General features: G+C 68.2%; 19 protein-coding genes. 9 read left to right on the top strand and 10 right to left on the bottom strand.

The features are described from left to right. Positions 1-62: 62 nt before the first annotated feature. Positions 63-1,640, bottom strand: coding sequence for an MFS transporter (locus OMP43_RS12085; protein WP_280279965.1), 1,578 nt, complete (start codon positions 1,638-1,640; stop codon positions 63-65). Positions 1,641-1,708: 68 nt separating this feature from the next. Then, a complete protein-coding gene (locus OMP43_RS12080) occupies positions 1,709-2,971 on the bottom strand; it encodes an Nramp family divalent metal transporter (protein WP_280279964.1) in 1,263 nt (420 codons plus the stop codon). A 182-nt stretch (positions 2,972-3,153) separates the two neighbouring features. Here OMP43_RS12080 and OMP43_RS12075 point away from each other — a divergent pair, with 182 nt between their 5' ends. Continuing rightward, on the top strand, positions 3,154-3,456 hold the full coding sequence (locus OMP43_RS12075) for a hypothetical protein (RefSeq protein ID WP_280279963.1): 303 nt from the start codon (positions 3,154-3,156) through the stop codon (positions 3,454-3,456). 121 nt (positions 3,457-3,577) lie between these two features. Here the strand turns inward: OMP43_RS12075 and metH are convergent, their stop codons facing one another. From metH to OMP43_RS12050, 5 genes are all read right to left on the bottom strand, one after another. Beyond that, positions 3,578-6,193 carry a methionine synthase gene (gene metH / locus OMP43_RS12070; RefSeq protein ID WP_280279962.1) on the bottom strand — a complete coding sequence of 872 codons (2,616 nt, stop codon included), beginning with the start codon at positions 6,191-6,193 and terminating at the stop codon, positions 3,578-3,580. A 21-nt stretch (positions 6,194-6,214) separates the two neighbouring features. Continuing rightward, positions 6,215-6,739, bottom strand: a complete 525-nt coding sequence (locus OMP43_RS12065; protein WP_280279961.1) for a GNAT family N-acetyltransferase — start codon at positions 6,737-6,739, stop codon at positions 6,215-6,217. Positions 6,740-6,741: 2 nt separating this feature from the next. Beyond that, on the bottom strand, positions 6,742-7,788 hold the full coding sequence (locus OMP43_RS12060) for a homocysteine S-methyltransferase family protein (protein ID WP_280280024.1): 1,047 nt from the start codon (positions 7,786-7,788) through the stop codon (positions 6,742-6,744). Positions 7,789-7,940: 152 nt separating this feature from the next. Next, complete coding sequence (gene metF / locus OMP43_RS12055) at positions 7,941-8,855, bottom strand: methylenetetrahydrofolate reductase (RefSeq protein WP_280279960.1); 915 nt, start codon at positions 8,853-8,855, stop codon at positions 7,941-7,943. Next, the gene (locus OMP43_RS12050; protein ID WP_280279959.1) at positions 8,852-9,805 is read right to left on the bottom strand and encodes a metalloregulator ArsR/SmtB family transcription factor; all 954 of its coding nucleotides are present in this window, start codon (positions 9,803-9,805) and stop codon (positions 8,852-8,854) included. The genes metF and OMP43_RS12050 overlap by 4 nt, the downstream gene beginning before the upstream one ends. Before the next feature lie 118 nt (positions 9,806-9,923). On the opposite strand from OMP43_RS12050, the gene OMP43_RS12045 reads away from it, so the two are divergent. The 3 genes from OMP43_RS12045 to OMP43_RS12035 are packed head-to-tail and all read left to right on the top strand — an operon-like array spanning position 9,924 to position 11,290. Next, a complete protein-coding gene (locus OMP43_RS12045) occupies positions 9,924-10,178 on the top strand; it encodes a hypothetical protein (protein ID WP_280279958.1) in 255 nt (84 codons plus the stop codon). Between the two features lie 3 nt (positions 10,179-10,181). Next, complete coding sequence (locus OMP43_RS12040) at positions 10,182-10,346, top strand: hypothetical protein (protein WP_280279957.1); 165 nt, start codon at positions 10,182-10,184, stop codon at positions 10,344-10,346. After that, a complete protein-coding gene (locus OMP43_RS12035; RefSeq protein ID WP_280279956.1) occupies positions 10,343-11,290 on the top strand; it encodes an aldo/keto reductase in 948 nt (315 codons plus the stop codon). The genes OMP43_RS12040 and OMP43_RS12035 overlap by 4 nt, the downstream gene beginning before the upstream one ends. Here the strand turns inward: OMP43_RS12035 and OMP43_RS12030 are convergent. Beyond that, positions 11,287-12,132 (bottom strand): LysR family transcriptional regulator, encoded by an 846-nt coding sequence (locus OMP43_RS12030; RefSeq protein ID WP_280279955.1) that lies wholly within the window; start codon positions 12,130-12,132, stop codon positions 11,287-11,289. The two genes, OMP43_RS12035 and OMP43_RS12030, sit on opposite strands and share 4 nt — an antisense overlap. An 87-nt stretch (positions 12,133-12,219) precedes the next feature. Between OMP43_RS12030 and OMP43_RS12025 the strand changes: the two genes are divergently transcribed. Next, positions 12,220-12,990 (top strand): nuclear transport factor 2 family protein, encoded by a 771-nt coding sequence (locus OMP43_RS12025; RefSeq protein WP_280279954.1) that lies wholly within the window; start codon positions 12,220-12,222, stop codon positions 12,988-12,990. A 273-nt stretch (positions 12,991-13,263) separates the two neighbouring features. On the opposite strand, the gene OMP43_RS12020 is transcribed toward OMP43_RS12025, so the two are convergent. Continuing rightward, a complete protein-coding gene (locus OMP43_RS12020) occupies positions 13,264-14,409 on the bottom strand; it encodes a serine hydrolase domain-containing protein (protein WP_280279953.1) in 1,146 nt (381 codons plus the stop codon). 173 nt (positions 14,410-14,582) lie between these two features. On the opposite strand from OMP43_RS12020, the gene OMP43_RS12015 reads away from it, so the two are divergent. After that, a complete protein-coding gene (locus tag OMP43_RS12015) occupies positions 14,583-16,958 on the top strand; it encodes a TonB-dependent receptor (RefSeq protein WP_280279952.1) in 2,376 nt (791 codons plus the stop codon). Positions 16,959-17,213: 255 nt separating this feature from the next. On the opposite strand, the gene OMP43_RS12010 is transcribed toward OMP43_RS12015, so the two are convergent. Beyond that, positions 17,214-17,621, bottom strand: coding sequence for a GFA family protein (locus OMP43_RS12010; protein ID WP_086130612.1), 408 nt, complete (start codon positions 17,619-17,621; stop codon positions 17,214-17,216). Between the two features lie 110 nt (positions 17,622-17,731). Between OMP43_RS12010 and OMP43_RS12005 the strand changes: the two genes are divergently transcribed. From OMP43_RS12005 to OMP43_RS11995, 3 genes are all read left to right on the top strand, one after another. After that, positions 17,732-18,418, top strand: a complete 687-nt coding sequence (locus tag OMP43_RS12005) for a YafY family protein (protein ID WP_280279951.1) — start codon at positions 17,732-17,734, stop codon at positions 18,416-18,418. 68 nt (positions 18,419-18,486) lie between these two features. Then, positions 18,487-19,605, top strand: a complete 1,119-nt coding sequence (locus tag OMP43_RS12000) for a DUF47 family protein (protein ID WP_280280023.1) — start codon at positions 18,487-18,489, stop codon at positions 19,603-19,605. Positions 19,606-19,614: 9 nt separating this feature from the next. Next, a complete protein-coding gene (locus OMP43_RS11995; RefSeq protein ID WP_275915661.1) occupies positions 19,615-20,628 on the top strand; it encodes an inorganic phosphate transporter in 1,014 nt (337 codons plus the stop codon). Positions 20,629-20,635 lie beyond the last annotated feature (7 nt).

The following is a 20,635-nucleotide window of genomic DNA, read 5'->3' as shown; positions in this document are numbered from 1 at the left end:
CCCCAGCGGTTAGGAGTTGCGCCCGGTCCCCGCAATGGCCGTTGCGGGGGATGGGTATGCCCTTAGTGCCTCGCCCGGCGCGGCGGGACCGTTTCCTGCAGGCCCAGCAGCGTCACCAGCAGCGCCATCGCCACCACGGCGATGGTGTACCACAGCCCCGCATAGGGATCGCCGGTGCGCGCGACGATATACTGGCTGATGAAGGGCAGGAAGCCGCCGAAATAGCCGGTGCCCAGATGATAGGGGATCGACATGGACGAATAGCGGATCCGGCTCGGGAACATCTCGCTGAGCAGGGCGGCGACCGGGCCATAGGTCGCGCCGGCCAGCGCCATCAGCCCCAATATCGCCAGCACGATCACCGCGACATTGCCCGCCGACGGCACGATGCGCTCCAGCCGGTAGCCGGCCGCGGCCAGCGCGGTGTCGAGCCCGGCGGGGCTGGCATCCGCCACCGGCACGCCACCGATCGTCACCACCACCGCCTCGGCCCGGTCGGTCTTGTAGGCGATGCCCTTCTTCGAAAGCTGATCCAGGATCCGGCCGCAGACGTCCACCTGCTTGGCAGCGAAGGGATCATAGGCGCAGTCGGGACCCCGCACGACCACCGGCGCACGCTTCGCCGCTTCCGCCAGCCCCGGATTGGCCGCCCCGCCGATCGCCCAGAACAGCGGGAACAGCAGCACCAGCGTCAGCGCATAGCCGATCACGATCGGCTTCTTGCGCCCGATCCGGTCGGAGAGGTGGCCGAACAGGATGAAGAAGCCGCATCCCGCCAGCGCCGAGCCGCCGCAGATGAGCTGCGCGGTGGTCGGGTCCATCCGCATCGGCCCGGTGAGGAAGGAGAGCACCGAGAACATCGAAGTGTACCAGATCACCGTCAGCCCCGCCGCGATGCCGAACAGCGCGACGAAGAGCCGGGGCAGGTTGCCCGGATAGGTGAAGCTCTCGACGAACGGGTTGCTCGCCGTCTCGCCGGCGTCCTTGATCGCCTTGAACACCGGGCTCTCGGAGAGCTTCAGGCGCATCCATAGCGACACGGCGAGCAGCAGGATCGAGAAGAGGAAGGGCAGGCGCCATCCCCATGCCTCCCAGGTCGCGGCCGGCATCGGCGCCTTGAAGGCGAGCACCACCGCCAGGCTCAGGATGAAGCCGCCGACCACGCTCGCCTGGATGAAGCTGGTATGGAAGCCGGCCCGCCCGCCCGGCGAATGCTCGGCGACATAGATCGCGGCCCCGCCATATTCGCCGCCCAGCGCGAGCCCCTGCGCCACGCGCATCAGCAGGATCAGCAGCGGCGCCGCGATGCCGATCGTTGCATAGCTCGGCACCAGACCGATGCCGGCGGTGGCCAGGCCCATCACTGTGATGGTGACGAGGAAGGTGTATTTCCGCCCCATCCTGTCGCCCAGATAGCCGAACAGCACCGCGCCCAGCGGCCGGAAACCGAAGCCGACCGCGAATGCCGCCCAGGCGAGCAGGCTCGCCAGCACGTCGTTGCCCGCGGGAAAGAAAGTGTGCTGGAGGATGCCGGTGGCGGTCAGCGTGCCCCAGATGAAGAAGTCATACCATTCGAAGATGGTGCCCAGCGACGATGCGCCGATCACCAGCCGGATATCCTTGCCCGTCGGCTCCGCCATTGGGTCCCCTCCCATGATTTGCGCGCGAGCTTAGCGGCTCGCAAGGGCGCGGCAAGACGGGTGCCGCCTCATCGCCACACCAGCATCGCCACCGCCGCCGCGCCCATCACCAGCGTCGCCGCCCAGCCGAACCAGAGCAGCGGGCCGTGGATGCGGAAGGCGCCCATCACGCCGCGCCGCGTCGCGATCACCATCATCACCGCCATGATCGGCACCGCCGCGAAGCCATTGACCACCGCGCTCCAGAACAGCGCCTGGATCGGCGGGATGCCCGACCAGTCGAGCCCGATGCCGAGCAGCGTCGCCAGCGCGATCACGCCGTAGAAGCCCGGCGCTTCCTTCACCTTGTATTCCAGGCCGCAGCGCCAGCCGCGCGCATCGCCCACCGCAAAGGCCGCCGATCCGGCCAGCACGGGCACCGCGAGCAGCCCGGTGCCGATGATGCCGATCGCGAACAGCGCGAAGGCGAAATTGCCCGCCACCGGCTTCAGCGCCTGGGCGGCGTCGGCGGCGGTGTCGATCCTGGTCACGCCCTGCACGTGCAGCGTCGCGGCAGTCGCCACGATGATCGCCAGCGCGATCAGGTTGGAAAAGGCCATGCCGATGAAAGTGTCGATCCGCATCCGCCGGATCTCGCCGGGCGCCTGCTCCGGTGCCTCGGTGAGCGGCCGGGCTCCGTCATGATCCTCGACTTCCTCCACTTCCTGCGCCGCCTGCCAGAAGAAGAGATAGGGGCTGATCGTGGTGCCGAAGATCGCCACCACCGTGGCGATCGCCTGGGGCCCGTCGATCCGGGGCACCACCAGCCCCGTCGCGGCGGCGGCCCAGTCGACATGCACCACCAGCATCACCGCGACATAGGCGAACAGCGACAGGGTCAGCCATTTCAGCACATGCGCATAGCGATGATAGGAAATGAAGACCTGCAGCACGAGGCAGAGCAGCGCGAAGAAGATCGTGAACCCATGGTCGCCCCAGCCCAGGACCAGCTGCGCCGCGTCACCCATCGCGGCGATGTCGGCACCGATGTTGATCGTGTTGGCGACGAACAGGATCCCAACGAGCAGGGTGAGCAGCCAGCGGGGCAGCACCTCGCGCATGTTGCGGGCCAGCCCGCGCCCGGTCACCCGGCCGATATGCGCGCTCACCAGCTGCACCGCCGTCATCAGCGGATAGGTGAGCACCATCGTCCACATCAGCCCATAGCCGAATTGCGCGCCGGCCTGGGAATAAGTGGCGATGCCGCTGGGATCGTCGTCCGCCGCGCCGGTGATCAGGCCCGGGCCCAGCTTCTTCGCGACCGAGGTTTCTTCCTGTCTGCTGGCGGTCATGCAGGCTCCGGCATGGTGACGAACGCGCGATGCTATCAGATAGCGCGCGATCCCGAACCAACCCAGATCGATGCGCCGGGGCCGCACCGATCCGGACCGAATGCCGATTGCGCGGGCGCGGCTTACGCGGGAGCCTCTCCGTGGTTCGCCTCAGGGGACGCGAGCCGCAAAAGGGGATGCCCATGTCTGGAGACAATCCGAGCTTTCCGATCAGCACCTGCGCCGCAAGCTGGTTCGACAGCGCGCACGCGCTGCACATCCGCGTCTATTCGAGCGACGGCTACACGATCAGCGAGCGCTGCAACGACGGCAATGGCTGGACCGCCGGCGCCACCTTTCCCGGCTCGCAGGCCTCGGTGACGGTCTGGCAGGATTCGCAGGGCGAGCATATCCGCCTCTATGTGACCAACCAGAACGTCACGACCGAATATTGCAACGACGCCGGCACCCAGGGCTGGACCAAGGGCGCCTATACCCAGCCCTGAACCGTGCCGCGGCCGGTTCGGGTCGGGAATGCATATGGATCGCCGATTTCGAGAGCGGCCCCTCATTTCGTCATCCCCGCCCGCGCGGGGATGACGGGGGGTTGCCAATCGAGTCCCGACCCTAGTCCAGGTTCGGCCGCAGCCAGCGCGTCGCCTGCTCCAGGTCGACGCCGCGCCGCCCGGCATAGTCCGCCAGCTGATCCTGCCCGATCCGCGCCACGCCGAAATATTCGGCCTGGGGATGGCCGAAATAAAAGCCCGAGACCGCCGCGGTGGGCAGCATCGCGAAGCTCTCGGTCAGCGAGATGCCGGTGCGCTTGTGCGCGTCGAGCATCTTGAACAGGATCGGCTTCAGGCTGTGCTCGGGGCAGGCCGGATAGCCAGGTGCCGGGCGGATGCCGCGATAGTCCTCCCTGATCAACGCCTCGTTGGTCAGCTGCTCGCCCTCGGCATAGCCCCAGAGCGAGGTGCGGACGAACTGGTGCAGCCGCTCGGCGAACGCCTCGGCCAGGCGATCGGCCAGCGCCTTGAGCAGGATGTCGCTATAATCGTCGATCGCGTTCTTGAAGCGCGCGAGATGCGGCTCGATGCCATGGATGCCCACCGCGAAGCCGCCGATCCAGTCGCCCTGGGTATCGATGAAATCGGCCAGGCACATGTTCGCCCGGCCCTCGCGCTTGGCGATCTGCTGGCGCAGCATCGGCAGCGTGACATGCTCCTCGTCGTCGACATGGACGATGATGTCGTCGTCCTTCCGGCGGCACGGCCACAGCCCGGCGACGCCGCGCGCGGTGAGCCATTTCTCCTCGACGATCCGGTCGAGCATCTTCTGCGCGTCGGCGAACAGGCTGGTCGCGCTCTCGCCGACCACTGCGTCCTCCAGGATCGCCGGATAATTGCCCGCCAGCTCCCAGGCGCGGAAGAAGGGCGTCCAATCGATATAGCTGCGCAGGTCCTTCAGGTCCCAGTCGGGAAACTCGTGCACGCCCGGCATGCGCGGCTTGCCCGGCTTGAGGCGCATGTCCGCCTCGAACCCATTGTCGCGGGCCTTGGCGAGCGGCAGCAGCTCGCTCTGCCCGCGCCCGGCGCGCGCCTGGCGGACCTGCTCATATTCGGCCGCGACCCTGGCGACATAATCGTCGCGCTGGGTATCGGAGACGAGCGCGGTCGCCACGCCCACCGCGCGGCTGGCGTCCAGCACATGGACCACCGGGCCGGTATAAGCCGGCTCGATCCGCAGCGCGGTGTGCACCCGGCTGGTGGTCGCGCCGCCGATCAGCAGCGGCATCGTCATCCGCGCGCGCTGCATCTCCTCGGCGACCGTCACCATCTCGTCCAGGCTCGGCGTGATCAGGCCGGACAGGCCGATCATGTCCGCGTCATTCTCGTTGGCGGCCCTCAGGATGTCGGCCCAGGGCACCATCACGCCCATGTCGATCACTTCGAAGCCGTTGCACTGGAGCACGACGCCGACGATGTTCTTGCCGATATCGTGGACGTCGCCCTTCACCGTCGCCATCACCACCCGGCCCTTGGCCTTGGCGCCGGCCTGCTTCTCGGCCTCGATGAAGGGCATCAGATGCGCCACCGCCTTCTTCATCACCCGGGCGGACTTCACCACCTGGGGCAGGAACATCTTGCCCGAGCCGAACAGGTCGCCGACCACGTTCATGCCGTCCATCAGCGGCCCCTCGATCACTTCGATCGGGCGCGCGCCCCGCTCGGCCAGCGCCGCGCGGCATTCCTCGGTATCCTCGACGACATGCGCGTCGATGCCCTTGACCAGCGCATGCTCCAGCCGCTTCTCGACCGGCCAGCCGCGCCACTCCGCCGCCTGCTTCTCGGCCACCGCATCGGTGCCCTTGAACTTCTCGGCCAGCGCGACGAGCCGGTCGCCGGCCTCGGGGTCCTTGTTGAGGATCACGTCCTCGCAGGCCTGGCGCAGCGCCGGCTCGATCTGGTCATAGACGTCGAGCTGGCCGGCATTGACGATCGCCATGTCCATGCCCGCCGGGATGGCATAGTATAGGAACACCGAGTGCATCGCCTTGCGCACCGGCTCGTTGCCGCGGAACGAGAAGCTCAGGTTCGAGAGACCGCCCGAGATGTGGCAATGCGGGCAGCGCTTCTTGATCTCGCGCGTCGCCTCGATGAAGTCGACGCCGTAGTTATTGTGCTCCTCGATGCCCGTCGCCACCGCGAAGACGTTGGGATCGAAGATGATGTCCTCGGGCGGGAAGCCGATGCCGACCAGCAGCTTGTAGGCGCGCTCGCAGATCTCGATCTTGCGCGCCTGGGTGTCGGCCTGGCCGGTCTCGTCGAACGCCATCACGACCACGGCGGCGCCGTACGCCATGCACTTGCGCGCATGCTCGAGGAACTGGTCGACGCCTTCCTTCATGCTGATCGAGTTGACGATCGGCTTGCCCGAGACGCATTTCAGGCCCGCCTCGATCACGTCCCATTTCGACGAGTCGATCATCACCGGCACGCGCGCGATATCGGGCTCGGCGGCGATGAGCTTGAGGAAGGTGGTCATCGCCGCGTGCGCGTCGAGCAGGCCCTCGTCCATGTTGACGTCGATCACCTGCGCGCCGTTCTCGACCTGCTGGCGCGCGACCTCCACGGCCTTGGTGTAGTCGCCGGCCATGATGAGCTTCTTGAACGCCGCCGAGCCGGTGACGTTGGTGCGCTCGCCGACATTGACGAAGCTGGTGGAGGAGGGAGTGTTGGTCATTGCTCTTTTCTGTTCAAAGGTTCAGCCCGCGAGCGGGCGCGCCAGCACCACGTCGTCGAAAAGCTGCCCGCCCACGTCGAAGCGGCGCTCGCCCACGGGCACGAAGTCCTGCTTGCGGTAGAAGGTGAGCGCGCGGGCATTGTGCGCATAGACGCCGAGCAGCAGCCGCGCATGGCCGGCCGCGCCGGCCACCGCCGCCGCCATCAGCGCCGCGCCCGCGCCTGAGCCGTGGAAGCGGGAAAGCAGGTAGATGCGCTTGAGCTCGATATCGCCCGGCCCGGCGCCGGGCAGGTCGGGCGTGGCGAGCTGCGCGAAGCCGACCGGCGCGCCACCCGGCGCCGCCTCCAGGATCCAGGCCCGGCTGCCCTTCGCGAAATAATCGGCGAAGCGCGCGGGCGCATAGGCATTGGCGCAATGCGCGACGATCGCGTCGCCGGGCAGCACGCCCGCGAAGGTCTCGAGGAAAGTGGCGCCCGCCACCAGCGACAGCGCGGCGACGTCGCTCGCGCCCGCCTCGCGGACCCGCCATGCCTGCGCTCCGGCCATGCTCATGCGCCCATGGTGAAGGGCTCGAGCCCGGCCAGCCGCGTCCGCACCTCCGGCGTCGGGATCGGCCGGGCCGGCAGCCCCTCCACGGCCTTCGCGATCGCGCCGATATGCGCGGGCGTCGATCCGCAGCAGCCGCCCAGGATGTTCACCTGCCCCGCATCGGCCCATTCCTTGACCAGCCCCGCCGTCGTCGCGGGCAGCTCGTCATAGGCGCCCAGCTCGTTGGGCAGGCCGGCGTTCGGATAGACCATGATCAGCGTGTCGCAGAGCGCCGACAGCGTCTTGACGTGCGGGCGCAGCTGCTCGGCGCCGAACGAGCAGTTGAGCCCGATCGTCACCGGCCGCGCATGGCGCACCGCATGCCAGAAGGCCTCCACCGTATGGCCGGAAAGGTTGCGCCCGCTCAGGTCGGTCAGCGTCATCGACAGCATGATCGGCAAGTCGCGGCCCAGCGCCTCGCCGGCCTCGATCGCCGCCATGATCCCGGCCTTGGCGTTGAGCGTGTCGAACACCGTCTCGATCAGCACGAAGTCGATCCCGCCTTCGACCAGCGCGTCGATCTGCTCGCGATACACGTCCTTCAGATAGTCGAAGTCGATCTCGCGATAGCCGGGATCGTTGACGTCCGGGCTCAGCGACAGCGTCTTGTTGGTCGGCCCCAGCGCGCCCGCCACGAAGCGCGGGCGGCCGTCCCTGGCCTCGAACTCGTCGGCGATCGAGCGGGCCAGCCGGGCGCTCTCCACATTGATCTCGCGCACCAGATGCTCGGCGCCGTAATCGGCCTGGCTGATGCGGTTGGCCGAGAAGGTGTTGGTCTCGGCAATGTCCGCCCCCGCCTCGAAATAGGCGCGGTGGATCGATGCCGGCACCTCGGGCATGGTCAGCGCGAGGATGTCGTTATTGCCCTTCTGGTCGTGGCTCAGCCCCAGATCGCCGGCATAGGCGGCCTCGTCGAGCTTCCAGTTCTGGATCTCGGTGCCGAACGCCCCGTCGGTGATCAGGATGCGCCTGGCGGCTTCGGCCAGCAGTTTCTCGCGTGCAGTCATATTCATTCCTAGTTCCTCCCCGGCACGGGGAGGGAGACCAGCCGCGGGCTGGTGGAGGGGGCCCTCCGCCTGGCTTTCCGCTGGTGGAGGGCCCCCTCCACCACGCCGCTGCGCGTCGCGGTCCCCCTCCCCGCGCCGGGGAGGAACGAAATCTACGCCCCTACGAGCGCCGCCACCTTCGGCCGCACGCCCAGCAGGTGGCAGATCGCGTAGCTCAGCTCGGCCCGGTTGAGCGTGTAGAAGTGGAACTGGCGCACCCCGCCGGCATAGAGCTTGCGGCACAGTTCCGCCGCCAGCGTCGCCGCCACCAGCTGGCGGGCGGCGGGATGATCGTCCAGCCCATCGAACAGCCGCTCCATCCAGCCCGGCACCTGGGTGCCGCACATGCCCGACATGCGCACCACGCTGGCGAAGCTCATCACCGGCATGATGCCCGGCACGATCTCCGCGTCGATCCCCGCCTTGGCCGCATCGTCGCGGAAGCGCAGGAAAGTCTCGGGCTCGAAGAAGAACTGGGTGATCGCCCGGGTCGCGCCCGCGTCGATCTTGCGCTTCAGATTGTCGAGGTCCGCCACCTGGGTTGGCGAATCCGGATGGCATTCGGGATAGGCCGCGACCGATATCTCGAAGGGATGCAGCTTGCGCAGCCCCGCCACCAGGTCCGCGGCATTTTCATAGCCGCCGGGATGGGTGTGGTACTTCTCGCCCGCCCGGGGCGGATCGCCGCGCAGCGCCACGATGTGGCGCACGCCGGCCGCCCAATAGTCGCGCGCGACCTGGTCGATCTCCTCCCGGGTCGCCTCGACGCAGGTGAGGTGCGCCGCCGCCGGGATCGCCGTCTCGCGGGCGATCCGCGCCACCGTGTTGTGGGTGCGCTCGCGAGTCGAGCCGCCGGCGCCATAGGTCACCGAGACGAAGCGCGGCCCCAGCGGGCTCAGCGTCTCGATCGATTCCCACAGCGTCTCCTCCATCTTCTCCGTCTTGGGCGGGAAGAATTCGAAGCTAACATCGATATCGCCCGCCACGTCCGCGAACAGCGGCGCCGCCAGCGGGTCCAGGATAGTCATGCGGCCTTCACCCCTTGCTTCGCTTCGCCGGTCTTGCGACCGAGCCATAATTTCACCGTCAGCTCGCCGCCCTCCAGCGTCTCCACCTTCACCGGCGCGAGCCCATGCGCCTCGAACCAGCCGAGCACCTGCTCGTCGGAGAAGCCCAGCCGCGTATGCGCGTCCTTCTGCCGCAGCTCCTCGCGCTCGTGCGGGGCGAAATCGGCGATGAGCAGCCGCCCGCCCGGCGCCAGCACCCGCGCCGCCTCGCCGATCGCGGCGCCCGGCTGCTGCGCGAAATGGAGCACATGGTGCAGGATCGCGAGGTCCGCCCCGCCATCCTGCAGCGGCAGCGCATAAAGATCCGCCTGCCGCAGCTCGGCATTGGCCAGCCCCTGCTCGGAAAGCTTGGCGCGCGCAAGACGCAGCATCTCGCTCGACCGGTCGATCCCCAGCGCGCGCTCGGCACGCGGCGCGAACAGCTCGAGCATGCGCCCGGTGCCGGTGCCGATATCGACAAGATAGCCGACCGCCGCATCCCCCAGCGCCGCGGCCATCGCCGCCTCGACTTCGCTCTCGGCGACGTGGAGCGAGCGGATCGCATCCCATTCGCCGGCATTGTTCTCGAACCAGTCCGCCGCCGCGCTCGCCCGGTCCGCGCGCACCGCGGCGAGCCGCGCCTCGTCGGCGACCATCCAGTGATCGACTTCGTTCCAGGCATCGAGCGCGGCGAGCATCGGCTCCACCCTGGCCCGGGTACCCAGGCCGACGAACACCCAGCTGCCTTCCTTGCGCCGCTCGAGCAGCCCGGCGTCGCACAGGATCTTCACGTGGCGCGAGACGCGCGGCTGGCTCTGCCCCAGCACCTGCGCCAGCTCGCCGACGCTCAGCTCCATCGAGCGGACCAGCGCGAGGATGCGCAGCCGCGTCGAATCGGCAAGGGCACGGAAGATGGCGAGGGCGTTCTGCACGGCGGTTATAGATATAAAGATATCTTTATATGCGGTCAACGCACCGCATGCGCCTTGCGCGCGAGTCACTCCCTCGGTTAGCCCTTGCCCGAACATTCCGGCAAAGGGGACGCAATCCATGCGCAAGGCGCTCATCCTCCCGCTCGCGGCCGTCGCGCTGCTCGGGCTTTCGGCCTGCGGCAACAAGGCGAAGAACGAAGCGGCCGAGGCCAATGAAGCGGTCGCGGGCGACAGCAACACCATGGGCGAGGCGGTGGGCGACGTGAACGCCGCCGAGAATGCGGCGTTCGGCGCCGCCGAGAGCAATTACGACCAGGCCGTGCCGGTCGGCAATGCCGCCGGCGAAGGCTCGGGCGACGAGATCACCGACTGATCCATGCGGCTCGCCCCTCTCCTCCTCCTGCTCGCTCTCGCCGCCTGCGGCCGCGGCGGATCCGATGACGCGCAAGGTGGTTTGAGCGCAGGCGAGTCCCGCCAGCTCGACGCGGCGGCGGCCGCGATCGACGTGAATGCCAGCCAGTCCAACGGAGCGGTGGAATGATCAGGCGGGAACTGGGCACGAGCGGCATCGAGACGCCGCCGCTGATCCTGGGCGGCAACGTCTTCGGCTGGACCGCCGACCGGGCGACCAGCTTCGCGGTGCTCGATCGCTTCGCCGAAGCCGGCGGCGCGCTGATCGACACCGCCGACGTCTATTCGGCCTGGGTCCCCGGGCATCGCGGCGGCGAATCCGAGGCGATCATCGGCGAATGGCTCCGCACCTCGGGCAAGCACGGCAAGGTGAAGGTCGCCACCAAGGTCGGCATGCTCGACGGCGAGGGCGGCTCGAAGCTCGCGCCCGCGCGCATCGCCGCCGCCTGCGACGCGTCGCTGAAGCGCCTCGGCGTCGAGACGATCGACCTGTATTTCGCGCATCAGGACGACGAGGCGGTGCCGCAGGAAGAAGTGCTCGCCGCTTTCGACAGGCTGATCCGGGCCGGCAAGATCCGGGCGATCGGCGCGTCGAACTTCCATGCCGCCCGCCTCAAGTCCGCGCTCGACATCGCCACGCGCGATGGCCTGCCGCATTATCGGGCGCTGCAGAACGAATATAACCTGGTCAGCCGCCACAAGTTCGAGGGCGAGCTCCAGGATCTGTGCGTCGAGTATAATATCGGCTGCGTGCCCTATTACGGGCTCGCATCGGGCTATCTCACCGGCAAGTATCGCTCCGAGGCGGATCTCGGGAAGAGCGTGCGCGGCGGCCGGATGACGGCGTTCATGCAGGGCAAGGGGCCCGCCGTCCTCGCCGCCATGGACGAAGTCGCGGCCGAGACCGGCGCCACCCTCGCCCGGATCGCCCTGGCCTGGGTCGCGGCGCAGCCGGGCGTGACGGCGCCGATCGCCAGCGCGACTTCGCTCGCCCAGGTCGAGGAGCTGGTGGGAAGCTGGGACGTGGCGCTCAGCCGCGCGCAGCTGGACCGGCTGACGGCGGCCGGAGCCTAGTCGGCCGGGCGCCCGGCCAGCCCGGCGATCCATCGGGCATCGTCCGAGGCCAGGCGATTGCCCATGGCGCACAATATCAGCGTGTTGCGCGCCACCGGCCCGCAGGGCGCGAAGCCGAAGGCACGGGCGGCGTCCTCGGGCGCGATGGTGAAGCCGCGGCCGGCACGCACGCTGAGCAGCGCTTCCTCCAGCTCGTTGCAATGGTCGCGGACCGTCAGGCCGGCCGGCTGCGCCGCCAGCACCTGGTCGAACCAGTGCCCGAACACATATTCATATTCGTCATAGGCGATGCACGGCGCCTGGGAGAGGCATTCGCGCGTCGGCCGGCCGTCCGGCGCGCCGACCAGCCATAGCGTTTCCTCGGCCACCGCGACGCTTTCGATCGGCGCGGCCACCACGCCGCGATAGGTGATGCCCAGGTCGATCACGCCGGCGCCGAGCCAGCCGAGGATCTGGTCGTGCGAGCCCATGCGAAAGACGATGCGCCGGGCCGGCTCGGCGTCGCGGAACAGCCGGGGGGCCAGGCGGTACCGGCCGAAGCCGGTGACGCAGCCGATACGCAGCGGTACCGCCGCCGGAGCCTCGCTGCGGACCTGCTCGGCGGCATGCGCGACCTCGGCGAGCGCCCGGTCGATCGCTTCGTACAGGGCGCGCCCCTCGGGCGTCAGCCGCAGGCGGCGCCCGACCCGCTCGGCGAGCACCACGCCCGCATCGCGCTCGAACCGCCGGAAATCGGCATGGATCGACGGCGGCGACCTGCCCTCGATGCGCGCCGCCGCGTTGATCCCGCCCGCACGGGCGACGGCATGGAAGGCGGCGGCACGGCGCAAGTCGATCTTCATTCCGTTTTCCCGAATGATCATGGCCAAGCTTACGAATATCGGAACAATCGGAAGATCGCTATGCCGGCGGGCAAGGGAGAGTGCGCGATGTTGACGATGATTGCGGCGTTCGCGGCCATGCTCGCATCGGGCTTCGCGACACCGGATGCGGCGGTCCGCGCCTATGGCGCCGCCGTCGCGGCGAACGATCCGGCGCAACTGGCGGCCGCGTTCCAGCCGAGCGCGATCATGTATTGCGCCGACGGCGCGGCGATCCGGGCGACGAGCCAGGGCGAATGGAAGCAGCGCATGCGCACCGCCGGGCCGCCCGTCGGCCCGATCGCCACCAGCATCGCCTGGATCGACAGCGGCGCCACCACGTCGGTGGCGCGCGCGGTCGCGGTGCGCGGCCAGACGGAATATGTCGACTATCTGCTGCTCGCCCGGCTGGCCGGGGGCTGGCGGATCGTCGGCAAGGTCTGCGAGGCGGGTGCCCGCCCGGATGCAGCCGGCGATGCGGGCGTGCGGCAGGTCGTCCGCACCAAGCTCGCCGCGGATCGCGCCTGGGACGACCGGCTGCTGGCCGAGAGCATCGATCCGCGGGCGCTGGTGATGACGGTCGACGGCGGCGAGCTCGTCGCGGCGACGCTCGGGGAATGGCAGGCGCGCTACGTCGCCCGAAGAGCCGTCTCCAGCGGCAGCCCGGCGGCGCCGACCTCGATGGTCGTCGACGCGCGCGGCAGCATCGGCACGGCGCGCTGGTCCTTTCGCGGCACCGACGGCAGCGAATGGACCGATCGCGCGCTGATGATCCGAACGCCCCGGGGCTGGCGCATGGTCGCGCTGGCCTTCGCGAAGGAAGCGCCGGGCGCGAACTAGCCGGCCCTGGGGTGAGGACTCATATTCTCCGGCGTCATCCCCGCTATCCCTTCAACCGCCCCCTTCACCCGTCATCCCCGCGAAGGCGGGGGTGACGGGCATAGTTTCAAGGGCTTGCTCGGGGCCTCGTCCTAGGTTGAGGACTCATATTCCTCCTTCGTCACCCCGGCCTTGAGCCGAGGTCCCGCTGTCTCGCCAGCGCAAGAAGAAGCGGGATCCCGGCTCAAGGCCGGGATGACGGTGAAAGATCAAATACTTATTTGGGTTCTCAACCTAGCTCCCGAACCCATATTCCCAGCGATACGGCACGCCCGTCTCGCCCAGCGCGGCGCGGACCAGCTTCGGGAAGGCCCGCTCGATCCGCACGTCATTGCCCAGGATCAGCACGCAGCGCCGCCCCCGCTCGAGACAGACCATCGTATTGGCGGTCACGTCGTTATGGCCGCCCTTGAACCAGCCCGGCCCCTGCGGCCCGGCAAAGGCGATCACGCCCAGCGCCGCCTTCGCGTCGGTCCCCTCGCCCGGCCCGGCCGGATTGTTCAGGGTCGGGAACTGCGTCTTGCTCGCAATCGCCTGGGTGCCGCGGGCATATTCGACGCGCCACCGCTTCGGCAGGCCATAGCCGCGCGCCATCGCCGCGGTCATGATCGCCAGGTCGTGGATCGTCGTGTCCATCGATCCCGCCGCGCGCACCCGGCTGCGGTCGTCATGCGGCTCGGGCTTGCCCTGCGCGTCCCAGCCGTCCGCCAGGTTTGTGCCGAAGCCGTCCTGCCAGATCAGGCTGGTCCGGCTCATGCCGAGCGGCCGGAAGAAGCGCCGCTGCAACTCCGCCTCCACGCCCAGCCCAAGCCCTTTCTCGACACCGAACTGGAGCAGCGAGATGCCCTCGCCCGAATAGCCATAGTTGCTGCCCGGATCGAAGTGGAAGCGCAACTTCCCGTCGGGCTCGAGGAACGCGAAATTGGCAAAGCCGGTCGCGTGGTTGAGCACCTGGCGCGGCGTCACCCACCGCCAGCGTTCGTCGCCGGCCAGGTCGCCCCAGCGCCCATAGGCATCCAGATTGCCATAGTCGGGGATCGGCTTGGGCAGCATCGCCGCGATCGGCGCGTCGAGGTCGAGCTTCCCCTCGGCCGCGAGCTGGGCGACCAGATAGCCGAACACCGCCTTGGTCAGCGACGCGCCGTACATAATGGTGTCGGCGGTCAGCGGATCGCCCTTCGCGTTGCGCGCGCCATAGGTCCGCACCGCGACGACCTTGCCGTCCGCGATCTGCGCGATCGCCACGCCCCTGGCGCCGGTCTCGGCCATCGCCGCGCGCACCGCCGGCTCCAGATTCACCGGCGGCGTATCCGCCGATGCGGGCGCCCCGCCCCCCAGCACGAGCAAGCCGGCCAGCCCATATCCCACCGAACGACGCATACCGCCTCCTCCCCGTTCCCGGCCGCATCCTGCACGATCGTTGCCGATCGGCAACACAAACCGAGCTTCGTGGATCGTCACCGAAACGACGCACACTCGTAACGATACCGACGCGAACCCTGCCTAGCGGCTCGCATGGGAGCGGCCCTCCGGCCGCTGGGATGGGAATGATCATGACCGATTTTTCGCGCCGGCTGCGCCATGGCCACGCATATGCATTTCTGATGGCCTCGGCCGCCCTCGTCACGCTCGCGCCCATCGCGCATGCGCAGGACAGCGCCGCCCCCGCCGCCGTCGTCGATGCCAATGACGGCGATGGCGGCGACGAGATCGTCGTCATCGGCAGCGGCCAGACCCGCTCGGTCTCGACGCTGGTGCCGCAGAATCTCGACCTGCTGCCGCCGGGCACCAGCGTCCAGAAGGCGCTGAACTTCCTGCCGGGCGTGATGGCGCAGTCGATCGACGCGCTGGGCGTCAACGAGCAGTCGCTGTCGCTGCAGGTCCGCGGCTTCAACACCACCCATCTCGGCTATACGCTGGACGGCATGCCGCTCGGCGACGGCGCCTATAACAACTATAACGGCCTCACGATCAGCCGCGCGCTGATCTCCGAGAATCTCGGCCGCGCCGATCTCGCCACCGGCATCGCCGGCCTCGCCATTCCCTCGACCAGCAACCTGGGCGGCGCGCTCACCTATGTGAGCCGCGATCCGAGCAGGGACGCGGCGCTGGCCGTCAGCCAGACGGTCGGCAGCGAGAACAGCGTGCGCACCTTCGTGCGCCTCGACACCGGCGAGCATGGCGGCTTCTCGGCCTATGTCTCCGGCCAATATGTCGAGCAGGACCTGTTCGTGAACCAGCCGGCCTATAACAAGTCGACCGGCAAGCAGCTCAACGCCAAGGTCCAATACAAGGCCGACGGCATCAGGATCACCGCCTTCGCCGATCTCTCGCGCACCAACCAGGCCGACGACGCCTATCTGTCGAAGGACATGCTGACCCGCCTCGGCTGGGACTGGGGCGGCTATGCGCCGAACTGGCAGGCCTATGTCGGCGTCGCCGCCTGCACGGTGACCACCACGCCGTACAAGTGCGCCGCCGCGCCCGCGCCGCAGAAGAATGCCGACGTCACCTTCACCAACGGCCAGATCCTGCGCAACGACAATCTCTTCTACCTGGCCGGCGAGTTCGAGCTGGCGAAGAATCTGAGCGTCCGTACCCAGGTCTATCATCACAACGACAAGGGCGCCGGCAACAACTTCATCACCGGCCTGTCCAACCAGGGCACCACGACCACGGCCGACGACGTGCCGGTCCAGATCCGCGACACCCGCTACACGATCGACCGCACCGGCGTGCTGGCGAGCGTCAACTGGAAGGTCGCCTTCAACGAGTTCCAGGCCGGCCTGTGGGTCGAGGACAATACCAGCAGCGCCGCGCGCTATATCTGGACCAACGTCACCGGGCCGTTCAGCCTGGCCCAGTATCTGGTCGGCCAGCCCAACACCTCGCAATGGGTGCAGGAGACGCGCTGGAAGACGCACCAGTTCTACGTGCAGGACACGGTGCGCCTGTTCGACGATGCGCTGAGCATCGATTTCGGCTTCAAGAGCACCTATTCCAAGTCGGACGCCCGGGCGATCCGCGGCATCGCCGTCGCGGCGCCGCCCGCCTCCAGCCAGTTCGCCAGCGGCACGCTGGTGGCCAAGGACAATTTCCTGCCGGAAGTCGGCGTGCACTGGCAGGTCGCGCCCGGCCATGAGCTGTTCGCCAGCTATGCCGAGAACATGGCCATGTTCCAGGGCGGCTTCAAGCTCGGCCCCCAGTCGGTCTCGCAGGCCGTGTGGGACGCGCAGGGCAAGTATCTGAAGCCGGAGACGTCGAAGAGCGTCGAGGGCGGCTATCGCTATGTCAGCGGCCCGCTGCAGGTCGCGCTGAGCGGCTATTACGTCAAGTTCGACAACCGCCTGCTCCAGTATAATCCCTGCCCGACCAACCAGCAGCAGAACCCGGGCTGCGGCAACAGCTTCCACAATGCCGGCAGCGTCACCAGCAAGGGCGCCGAGCTTGGCGTGCTGTGGAAGCCGACGCCGTGGCTGAGCTGGTACAATTCGGCCTCGTTCAACAAGTCGACCTATGACGAGAATCTCAACTGGTGCACCACCACCTGCGTGGTCAAGCTCACCGCGGGCAAGCAGCAGGTCGACACGCCGAAGACGATGCTCGCCAGCGTGCTGACCGTGAAGCAGGGCGGCCTCTCGGCCTCGCTGCAGGGCAAGTATACCGGCCGCCGCTATTATACCTACACCAACGACCAGAGCTTTGGCGGCTACACCACCTTCGATCTGGGCATCAGCTACGACTATGGCTCCTTCGCCTATGTGAAGGACCTCAAGCTGGCACTGAACGTCACCAACCTGACCAACAAGCGCTACGCATCGAACTTCGACAGCAGCGTCTTCGCGCCGGACGATGCGACGGGCACGGTGCTGGTGTTCCACTCCTCGGCTCCGCGCCAGGCGTTCGTCACGCTCAGCGCCGGCTTCTGAGCCGCCGCGCTCCGCAGGAAGAAAGGCCGGGGTTCGCGCCCCGGCCTTTTGCTTTCTCTCCCGCGTCATTCCCGCGAAGGCGGGGATCCAGGGCCCAAAACAGCACATCCGTGGCTAGCCTGGGTTGGGAAGTCATATTCCTGCTTCGTCACCCCGGCCTCGCGCCGGGGTCCCGCTATCTCGACAGCGCAGGAAGCAGCGGGATCCCGGCGCAAGGCCGGGGTGGCGGGAATCGGGCTCGTCTCCGGCCCGGACCTAAAGGATCGCCTTCTCCGCCGGCTCCTGCCACCAGGCATTGTGCAGCCCGTCGGCATAGTTGACCGGCGCCGCCTCCAGTTCCTCGAGCGGCACGTCGTCGAGGCAGAGCACCTGCACCGAGACAAAGGCCCCGCCAATCTCCTCGACATAGCCGGAGCCGAACGGCGCGATGCCGCAGGTCTTGCAGAAGCGATGGTGCCCGCTCTTGGTGCCGAACTGATATTCGCCCAGCGCCTCCTCGCCCGAGAGCAGGCGGAACTGGTCGGGCTTGAGCAGCGCCCCCCAGTTGCGGCGCTTGCGGCAATAGGTGCAGTTGCACTTGCCCGTGCCCGCCGCGAGATCGATGTCCGCCTCGAAGGTCACCGCACCGCAGTGGCAGCTGCCATGATAGGTCTTCGTCGTCATTTCCTGGCTCCCGTTTGAACTCACGGGACTCGACCTACTGCCATGCTGCTGCCAGCATGGTGTCAGCAGCATGGCAGTAGATATGGCGGTGCCGGCCCAGGGAAAACAAAATGCGCAAGGCAGATCGCCTCTTCCAGATCGTCCAGATCCTCCGGCGCACACCGCGCCCGGTGACCGCCGATGCGATCGCGGCCGAGCTCGAGACGTCGAAGCGCTCGGTCTATCGCGACATCGCCGCGCTGATCGGCCAGCGCGTGCCGATCCGCGGCGAGGCGGGCGTCGGCTATGTCCTCGAAAGCGGGTTCGACCTGCCGCCGCTGATGCTCACCACCGACGAGATCGATGCCGTCGCGCTCGGCGCCACCTGGGTCGCGGGCCATGCCGACGAGAGCCTGGCGCGCGCCGCCGAGGATTTGCTCGCCAAGATCGCCGCCGTGCTGCCCGAGGAGATGCGCCCCTTTCTCGGCAACCCCGCCGCGCGCGCCGTGCCCGCCTGGGACCGGCCCCGGGACGGCATCGACGTTCCCCAGCTGCGCGCCTGGATCCGCGCCGGGCGCAAGCTGCACCTCGACTATGCCGACGAGCAGGGCCGGGCCACCCAGCGCAGGGTCTGGCCGCTGATGATCGGCTATAGCGACGCGACTCGCGTCCTTGTCGCCTGGTGCGAGCTGCGCGCCGGCTTCCGCACCTTCCGCCTCGATCGCATCGCCCGCGCCGAATTCCTCGACGCCGCGATCCCCGGCAGCCCGGCGCAGCTACGGGCGCGCTGGCTGAAGGATATCCGGGAGCACGGCTGAGGCTTGCACCTGACACCAAATTGTAACAAACGCGGCACCCGCCATCCCGGCGCCCCGGAGTCCGCGCCATCCGCCAGATCGCCGCCCTGCCCTATCGCACCGAAGGCAATGCCGTCGATGCGCCGGTGCGCGTGCTGCTGGTCACGTCGCGCGAGAGCGGGCGCTGGGTGATCCCCAAGGGCAATCCCGAAGCCGGCATGCCCGCCCACACCGCCGCGGCGATCGAGGCGGAAGAGGAAGCCGGCGTGCGCGGCCCGGTCTGCCCGTTGCCGCTGGGCTCCTATCGCTACCGCAAGAAGCGCGGCAACGGCGCCTCGCTGATGATCGACGTCGATGTCTTCCCCTTGTCGGTCAGCCAGGAGCTGGTCGCCTGGAAGGAGCAGGGCCAGCGCGAGCGCCGCTGGTTCAGCCTCGCCGAAGCCGCGGCCGCCGTCGACGAGCCCGATCTCAGCGACCTCATCCGATCGTTCGGCCCGGCCGAGTTCAGGGCGGCGGCGCAGCGCAACGGCCTGCTCACCGCCGTCGCCCGCAAATCGAAAGTGCATCACATGTTCGCCTGGTTCCAGCGCCTGCTCCCCAAGACCGGCAATTTCTTCGAGATGTTCGAGCAGCACGCGCTCACCATCGTCGCCGGTGCCGACGCGCTCGCGCGGCTGCTTGCGGACGGCAATCGCGACCATATCCGCGAAGTGATCGAGCGCGAGCATGATGCCGACGAGATCATTCGCGAGATGCTGCGCACGGTCCGCGAGACCTTCCTCACCCCCTTCGATCGCGGCGCGATCACTTCGCTGATCGGCGCGATGGACGATGCGATCGACGAGATGCAGGCGGCGGTGCAGGCGATCGACCTCTACGAGGTCACCGTCTTCGACCAGGAGATGAAGGACATGGCGGCGATCATCGTCGATGCCGCCCGCCTCACCATGGAAGCGATGCCGCTGCTGCGCGACGTCGCCCGCAACGGCCCGCGCCTGCACGAGCTGACCGAGCGGCTGGTGCGCATGGAGAGCCATGCCGACGAGATCCACGCCGCCGGCCTCAAGCGCGCCTTCAAGGAGCTCGGCCCCGGCGACCCGCTGGGCTTCGCCGTCCATCGCGAGCTGTTCAAGCATCTCGAGCGGATCGTCGACGCGTTCGAGGATGTCGCGAACGAGATCGACGGCATCGTGATCGACCATTCCTGACGCCGCCCGATGTACGAGCTCGCCTTTCCCCTGCTGGTCGGCCTGATCCTCGTCGCGCTGGCGTTCGACTTCCTGAACGGCCTGCACGACGCGGCGAACTCGATCGCCACCGTCGTCGCCACCCGGCTGCTGAAGCCGGTCCATGCCGTGGCCTTTGCCGCGGCGTTCAACTTCGCCGCCTATTTCCTGACGATCGCCTTCCCCAGCCTGCACAAGGTGGCGGACACGATCGGCCAGGGGCTGATCGACAAGAACCTGATCACCCCGGCGGTGGTGTTCGGCGCGCTGATCGGCGCGATGTTCTGGAACGTGGTGACCTGGCTCAAGGGCATTCCCTCCTCGTCCAGCCATGCGCTGGTCGGCGGGATGATCGGGTCGGGCGTGGCGCATGCCGGGCTCACCGGCGTCAAATGGACCGGCCTCAACAAGACGCTGATCGCCATCGTCCTCTCGCCGACGATCGGCATGATCCTGGCGATGCTGGTGATGCTGGTCACTTCCTGGCTGTTCATGCGCGCCAGCTCGCGCACCGCCGAGCGCAGCTTCCGCATGCTGCACCTCGTCTCCTCGGGCGCCTATTCGCTCAGCCACGGCCTCAACGACGCGCAGAAGACGATGGGGATCATCACCGTGCTCCTCTATTCCACCGGCTATCTGCACGGGAAGTTCGAGGTGCCGCACTGGGTGGCGATCGCCTGCTACATCGCGATCGCGCTCGGCACGCTCAGCGGCGGCTGGAAGATCATCGAGACGATGGGCTCGCGCATCACCAAGCTCTCGCAGCACCAGGGGTTCAGCGCCTCGCTGGCGGGCTCGATCGTGCTGTTCACCGCTTCGGCGCTGGGCATTCCGGTCTCGACCACCCACACCATCACCGGCGCGGTGATCGGCGCGGGCACGGCACGCCGCGCCTCGGCGGTCCGCTGGGGCGTCGCCGGCAACGTCATCGCCGCCTGGGTGATCACCATCCCCGCCTCGGCGGCGGTGGGCGCGCTGTTCTACCTGCTGACGACATTGTTCTGAGGCGGGG

It is taken from the genome of Sphingomonas sp. CBMAI 2297, from assembly GCF_029870595.1.
Lineage (GTDB): Bacteria > Pseudomonadota > Alphaproteobacteria > Sphingomonadales > Sphingomonadaceae > Sphingomonas.
The sequence above is the reverse complement of the archived record's forward strand: the minus strand, read 5'-3'. Positions and strand labels throughout refer to the sequence as shown.

What these genes read in the sequence shown, in the direction of transcription:
- OMP43_RS12005 (WP_280279951.1), top strand. Translation starts at nt 17,732, where the DNA reads ATGCGCAAGGCAGATCGCCTCTTCCAGATCGTCCAGATCCTCCGGCGC.
- OMP43_RS12065 (WP_280279961.1), bottom strand. Translation starts at nt 6,739, where the DNA reads ATGGCCGGAGCGCAGGCATGGCGGGTCCGCGAGGCGGGCGCGAGCGAC.
- OMP43_RS12030 (WP_280279955.1), bottom strand. Translation starts at nt 12,132, where the DNA reads ATGAAGATCGACTTGCGCCGTGCCGCCGCCTTCCATGCCGTCGCCCGT.
- OMP43_RS11995 (WP_275915661.1), top strand. Translation starts at nt 19,615, where the DNA reads ATGTACGAGCTCGCCTTTCCCCTGCTGGTCGGCCTGATCCTCGTCGCG.
- OMP43_RS12080 (WP_280279964.1), bottom strand. Translation starts at nt 2,971, where the DNA reads ATGACCGCCAGCAGACAGGAAGAAACCTCGGTCGCGAAGAAGCTGGGC.
- OMP43_RS12015 (WP_280279952.1), top strand. Translation starts at nt 14,583, where the DNA reads ATGACCGATTTTTCGCGCCGGCTGCGCCATGGCCACGCATATGCATTT.
- metF (WP_280279960.1), bottom strand. Translation starts at nt 8,855, where the DNA reads ATGACTATCCTGGACCCGCTGGCGGCGCCGCTGTTCGCGGACGTGGCG.
- metH (WP_280279962.1), bottom strand. Translation starts at nt 6,193, where the DNA reads ATGACCAACACTCCCTCCTCCACCAGCTTCGTCAATGTCGGCGAGCGC.
- OMP43_RS12075 (WP_280279963.1), top strand. Translation starts at nt 3,154, where the DNA reads ATGTCTGGAGACAATCCGAGCTTTCCGATCAGCACCTGCGCCGCAAGC.
- OMP43_RS12035 (WP_280279956.1), top strand. Translation starts at nt 10,343, where the DNA reads ATGATCAGGCGGGAACTGGGCACGAGCGGCATCGAGACGCCGCCGCTG.
- OMP43_RS12020 (WP_280279953.1), bottom strand. Translation starts at nt 14,409, where the DNA reads ATGCGTCGTTCGGTGGGATATGGGCTGGCCGGCTTGCTCGTGCTGGGG.
- OMP43_RS12085 (WP_280279965.1), bottom strand. Translation starts at nt 1,640, where the DNA reads ATGGCGGAGCCGACGGGCAAGGATATCCGGCTGGTGATCGGCGCATCG.
- OMP43_RS12010 (WP_086130612.1), bottom strand. Translation starts at nt 17,621, where the DNA reads ATGACGACGAAGACCTATCATGGCAGCTGCCACTGCGGTGCGGTGACC.
- OMP43_RS12060 (WP_280280024.1), bottom strand. Translation starts at nt 7,788, where the DNA reads ATGACTGCACGCGAGAAACTGCTGGCCGAAGCCGCCAGGCGCATCCTG.
- OMP43_RS12045 (WP_280279958.1), top strand. Translation starts at nt 9,924, where the DNA reads ATGCGCAAGGCGCTCATCCTCCCGCTCGCGGCCGTCGCGCTGCTCGGG.
- OMP43_RS12025 (WP_280279954.1), top strand. Translation starts at nt 12,220, where the DNA reads ATGTTGACGATGATTGCGGCGTTCGCGGCCATGCTCGCATCGGGCTTC.
- OMP43_RS12040 (WP_280279957.1), top strand. Translation starts at nt 10,182, where the DNA reads ATGCGGCTCGCCCCTCTCCTCCTCCTGCTCGCTCTCGCCGCCTGCGGC.